This is a genomic window from Parazoarcus communis SWub3 = DSM 12120 (assembly GCF_003226565.1).
Taxonomy (GTDB): Bacteria; Pseudomonadota; Gammaproteobacteria; order Burkholderiales; family Rhodocyclaceae; genus Parazoarcus; species Parazoarcus communis.
In genome coordinates, this window is the sequence record NZ_QKOE01000043.1 from 1 (window position 1) to 4,816 (window position 4,816).

5 protein-coding genes are annotated in these 4,816 nt (G+C 49.1%); all 5 read right to left on the reverse strand.

What is annotated here, in order from left to right:
- On the reverse strand, positions 1–739 hold a 739-nt coding region (locus DNK49_RS23985), incomplete at its 3' end, for a uracil-DNA glycosylase (protein ID WP_279386437.1).
- An 81-nt stretch (positions 740–820) separates the two neighbouring features.
- Complete coding sequence (locus tag DNK49_RS22620) at positions 821–1,234, reverse strand: hypothetical protein (protein WP_133255151.1); 414 nt, start codon at positions 1,232–1,234, stop codon at positions 821–823.
- Positions 1,235–1,343: 109 nt separating this feature from the next.
- A complete protein-coding gene (locus DNK49_RS22625; protein ID WP_110530313.1) occupies positions 1,344–2,756 on the reverse strand; it encodes a KAP family P-loop NTPase fold protein in 1,413 nt (470 codons plus the stop codon).
- Positions 2,757–2,846: 90 nt separating this feature from the next.
- Positions 2,847–3,545 carry an OmpA family protein gene (locus DNK49_RS22630; protein ID WP_110530315.1) on the reverse strand — a complete coding sequence of 233 codons (699 nt, stop codon included), beginning with the start codon at positions 3,543–3,545 and terminating at the stop codon, positions 2,847–2,849.
- Between the two features lie 69 nt (positions 3,546–3,614).
- Positions 3,615–4,421 carry a hypothetical protein gene (locus DNK49_RS22635; RefSeq protein WP_110530317.1) on the reverse strand — a complete coding sequence of 269 codons (807 nt, stop codon included), beginning with the start codon at positions 4,419–4,421 and terminating at the stop codon, positions 3,615–3,617.
- Positions 4,422–4,816: the final 395 nt, after the last annotated feature.

Sequence of the window (4,816 nt, forward strand, 5' to 3'; positions counted from 1 at the left end):
CGTCATGGGAGCCCCAAAAGACGAGGAAGCTACACAAAATCAGCGACTGTGAACAGGGGTTTTGTAAATGCATGACCGTAAACGTGATTTTGGATTCCGCTATGTCAGATAGGTGCGATAGCCCTGGCTTTGACTCCAGATCCTGACTTGGATACTGGGCACGAGATCCGTTCGCGCTCCCCGCTGGGTGAATCATCGGCAAAACGACCGCATCTCTCCAAAGAAACCGCCGGCCAACCAAATCAGGGACGCGGAGGTCTTGTGGCTTGCGCTTTCCGAACTCACGAAGGCAATAATCGGGCTCTTCTCTCTCCCGCATTGTCACGTACGCTTTCCAAGAAAGGCCACCGAGGCAGACAATCAATTTCGGCTTCAGTAGCTCAAGTTGTTTCGCCAGGAAGGGTGAGCAACTATTCACCTCAGAAATGCTTGGCACTCGGTCAGTACTGGCCCCCGGACGGCGCCCAGGAAAGCACTTTGTCACTGACGTTTGATAGACGATGCTGTCGAAGTCCCGTAAGCCACACGAACCAAATAGAGATTTAATAGATGCGCCTGCATCACCTTGAAAAGGCGCATTCCGTTCATATTCTGTCCTTCCTGGCGCTTGACCAATAAGGATAACTGGATAGCCAGCACCGCCGCCAAAGATTGGCCTTGGAACGACGCCGTATTCTGACAATTTCGAAGCGCATTTACGGCACGAGCGCATTTCGTCGGCCAAACAATTCAGCGGCATTCGGTCTCCTTCTTGAGTACTTCTAACGTCTGAATTCACCGGACTACGCGGCTTTTCGCGTAGGCCCTGTGGAATGATGGGTTAGCTAACATATGAATTTTCGCGGCCCGATTGAGCACGCAGGTGGAACCGGACGAGATGAATAGCCAACAAGAAGCATGGAAGGATAAGAGCAAGCCCCATAGCTGCAGCGCGAAGAATATCGGTGATTGCGAAATCGTTGACGGTGGAATCGGCCACTGGCCACAACATTAATCCCATGATGCCTGCCAAGGTGCCATATACCGGCACCCATCTCTTTACGGGTTTATCGATCACCCAATTTATGCTCATCATGACGTGGCATACCCATGCAAGAAGAATGAGCATACCGACCAGTGTGCCACCCAATGATCTGATGCCTGACATGCCTACCAGCATAAGAGATAGCAAGATACCGTAGGAGGAGAGCAGGTAGCAGACTGCAACAGCAGAAATACGTCGGACGGTTTTCATGTCAGCTAACGTGGAGTTCAGGGGCGCCCGCGCGAGGCGGCATGTTCGAAGAGCGCCCCGCTTTCGGGCGTCCGCTGCAACGTAATGTTAGCCTACAAATTGGCGATATTCAGCGCCTGAAGTTCGAAACGAGATCAATTTTTCCCTGCAGGTAAGGAAGAACCCCGAGGGAGTCCCTAAAGTCAAATGATTCCAGTAGTTGGATAATTCGCTCAGCGCGCTGCTTCTTGTCCGCAGCAGATGACGGCGAATTGACTATTTCTTTGTAAGGGGTGGCGAGTTCCTGCGATGTAAAACGCTCTGACCTGCATCCTACCAAGTAGGCTTCAATTGCTGCTCCATAGTTCGACTTCATGAACTCGGCGCCCTTTGGCGAAGACTCCACGTAAGCAAGTACATCTTTTGGTGAGCTTTGCCCAGTCACAAACGCGCTGTATCTTTCGGGAGCTTTCAACTTTAAGGTTATGAGGAAAGACAGCAGTAGTGGGTGGAGTTTGTAGTTTTCTGGTGTGGAACGAATCGCGAGACTTAGCATCGTGAAACAGCGCTCCTGTTCACGAAGAGAGAACCCTAGTGCGTCAAAGAGCTCAGAAAACGTTTCTTCGATCTGCCCTCTGTCATAGTGCGTTTCTCTGCCATTGCGCTTTCTGAAATACTCATCAAAGCCGAATCTTCCAAACTGGGCCTTACAGAACGCTCCTTTTGTAGGAGCAGGCAAGCTGTATTCGATGTCTATGAACCGCCGTAAGTAGCCGCCCGCATTCATTTCATGTCCGTACATCGAACGAACGGAGTGGGTCAGCTGCTCACGATCAAGAGCAAGTACAAATACGACGTTGTCCACTGAGAAAAAATGCTTAACCGCCTCCAAAACATTTATTGCGTAAGGGGGTCTGCAGCGGTCTAGTTCATCGACCAAAACAACTAAAGGCAATGACCGACTCGACTCGTCTGGTGGGGAGATGCTGGCGGCAAGTTCTCGTAACTGTGATTTAAATCCAGCAACAGAGTTTTTTGATTCTTCATACGCGTTGATTTGTTCTTCAGCCATTTTTTGGCTGTATTCGGCCAACGCCTCTTCGGTCAACTCATCTAGGTCTACTAAGCCAGCTGTCGCAATCTTTACGGCAGTTGGAACGGCCTTTTTTACAAGCCCGGCGCCGAGTTTTTTTACCTTTTGCAGTTTCTCTTGAATGCCTGGAAGCGTCTCGGCAGTCAACGAAAGCTCTGCGACCCCAAGGTCTAACTCCGCAATGAGCGATATAAATGCGTCATTGGTGAAATCATTCTCCCAAGCGTTAAAGTAAAGAGTCTTGAAATTGGCAGCCACGAGCATTTGTCGCCACATAGCCAGAAACGTAGACTTGCCTTCACCCCAAGGAGCATTAATGCATAAAACGAGCGGCTCTTCAGTAGATCGAATCAGTTCCGTCAGGGTTTCCGCGCTACTTTTCCGACCCAGGAGATCGTTACGAAAGGGATCTTCCTTAGGAATATCCAAAACCGGTGCTTTGAGCTTCATGGATGCTCCGCAATTTTAAGAAGGCTAACGTCTGAATTCACCGGACAGCGCGGCTTTTCGCGCAGGTCCGGTGGAATGATGGGTTGGGCGTCATTTTTTGGTTATGCTGACACGCGCGCCACAAAAATACTCACGTACCCATTTTTGGTTATGTTTCATTCCGTGGCCTTCAGTAGAGATGCGGGCGGCATCGATGCGGTATCTGGAAATAAGCAGTTGTTTTACCGCTTCCGCTCGTTTCTCGCTAAGTTTTTGAGCATACATGTCCGAATACCCTGTTTCCATATACCCAACGATTTTGATCCTCGCGTCAGAACCATCAATCTGTTCGATAAATTTCTCCTGAGCAAGCTCGATGTATTCCATGACGGAATAGACTTTTGCTTCACCCGGTACGAAGAAATAGCAACCGTTTTGGGCCAATGTAATTAGCTCATATCGCTGCTCATTATCCAAATTATCTGGTGCGGAAGGTTGCGATGTAGAAGTTGGTGAAGACGAAGATGTATGAACAGCTGTCGTCGGGACCGCCGGTTGAGAAACTGCCGACCGCGGCATAAGCTTTGTCAGCGTATAGGCGATAAACCCCAAGATCATTGCGACGAGCGCAAGGGTGAAGAGTCGCTCAATGATCAGTTTGATGACGTCAGCACTATGCGCCGTCGTCATCTGACGAACAAAATCTCTCGTCAGTATTTGCTTAAAGATGTAGAAGAGTATCGCGGCAAAAAGCCCTCCTAAGCCCAATGGCGTGGAGACGTTGGAAGCAATTTCGAAGAGCTTTTCCATTTATTTGGCTTTCATCGCTAAGGGAGAGTCCATGACGCCCAACGTAGAAGTCACCGGCGCTGCGCAGCTTTATCGCGCAGCGTCCATGTGGACTGCAGGGTTAGGCGCTTTCGATGCGTCTGGATCAATTGCAAGCAATGCTGCGGGATTCCAGAAGTAAAGCACTACAAATACTGCCAATGCGCCACCCGCTCGGAGCCAGTTTCCAAGCTGAACTTCGATAAATCCGGGAAACACCGCTACAGTTCCCGCTCCAGCCAGTGCTAAAACTGTTTTGAAAACTGAGTACTGAAAACTACTCGGCTGAGGCTGAGCGAAAGCGATGACAAGAAGCACGATTACGAAGAGAACACCAAAGATGAACGACAAAATGGTTTGGAGCCTCTTACTCATAAACTCTCTCGCTTCATTGTTAAACCCGTAAATCGGTAGGCCAAATTGTTCAAATGAGGACTTGATTGCATTGCTCTCAGTGGGGTTCAAGTACTTCTTCACCATCCGTTGCATGTTGGCAAATGCTGTGCTCCCGGGACGTATCTGATCGCTAGTGAGGCCATTCAGCCCCGCGAAACCCGCAGACAAAAGCTGGAAATGCGCCGGCATGGATTTCAAGATTTCTGCGCAGTCCTCTGCAAACCCTTGCGCCCATAAAACACTTTCATGAGCACCAAGAAGATCACTGTTGCCAACAAATTCTTCGGCAAAGTTAAAGTAGCTTGCTCCAGCTTGCTGGCAATTAAGAATTGCATTTAAGCTACTTTGTTGATCCTGCTTGTCGTGGGAAATGTACTGTTCAACAGCCTTCAAATACTCTGCTTTGAGATTCGCCAGTGTTGCTTTCGCGTTTACTACGTCTTGCTCATTTGTTCGATGCATTGCTTAGCCTTTTGCGTTAGCAACCTGAATAGCTAATGCGATTAACATTCTGAGGTCCGAATTATCGATACCCTCCAGTGTGATAAATTTCGTGTTTGGACAGACGCTAGCAACGATGCCACTGACATCGAATTTTTCGATTGTGCTGGATTTAACCAATAACTTCGCAATTTGTTGTAATTGCGAAGATGTGGGATTCCACGCGACAATTGAACACGCATCCTCAAGAGACCTCTTGAGTCTTGATAGTTGTTCCATCAGTTACCCCCCAGGGCAATCGCACCTTCATGTCATCACCCCGAGCAGTTCTGCGCGAAATTTGTCCGACGTAGCGGCCAGCATGCGCTTGGTCTTTATGCTGCCCTTGCGTGATGTGTTCAATCGGAGGAGGTTCA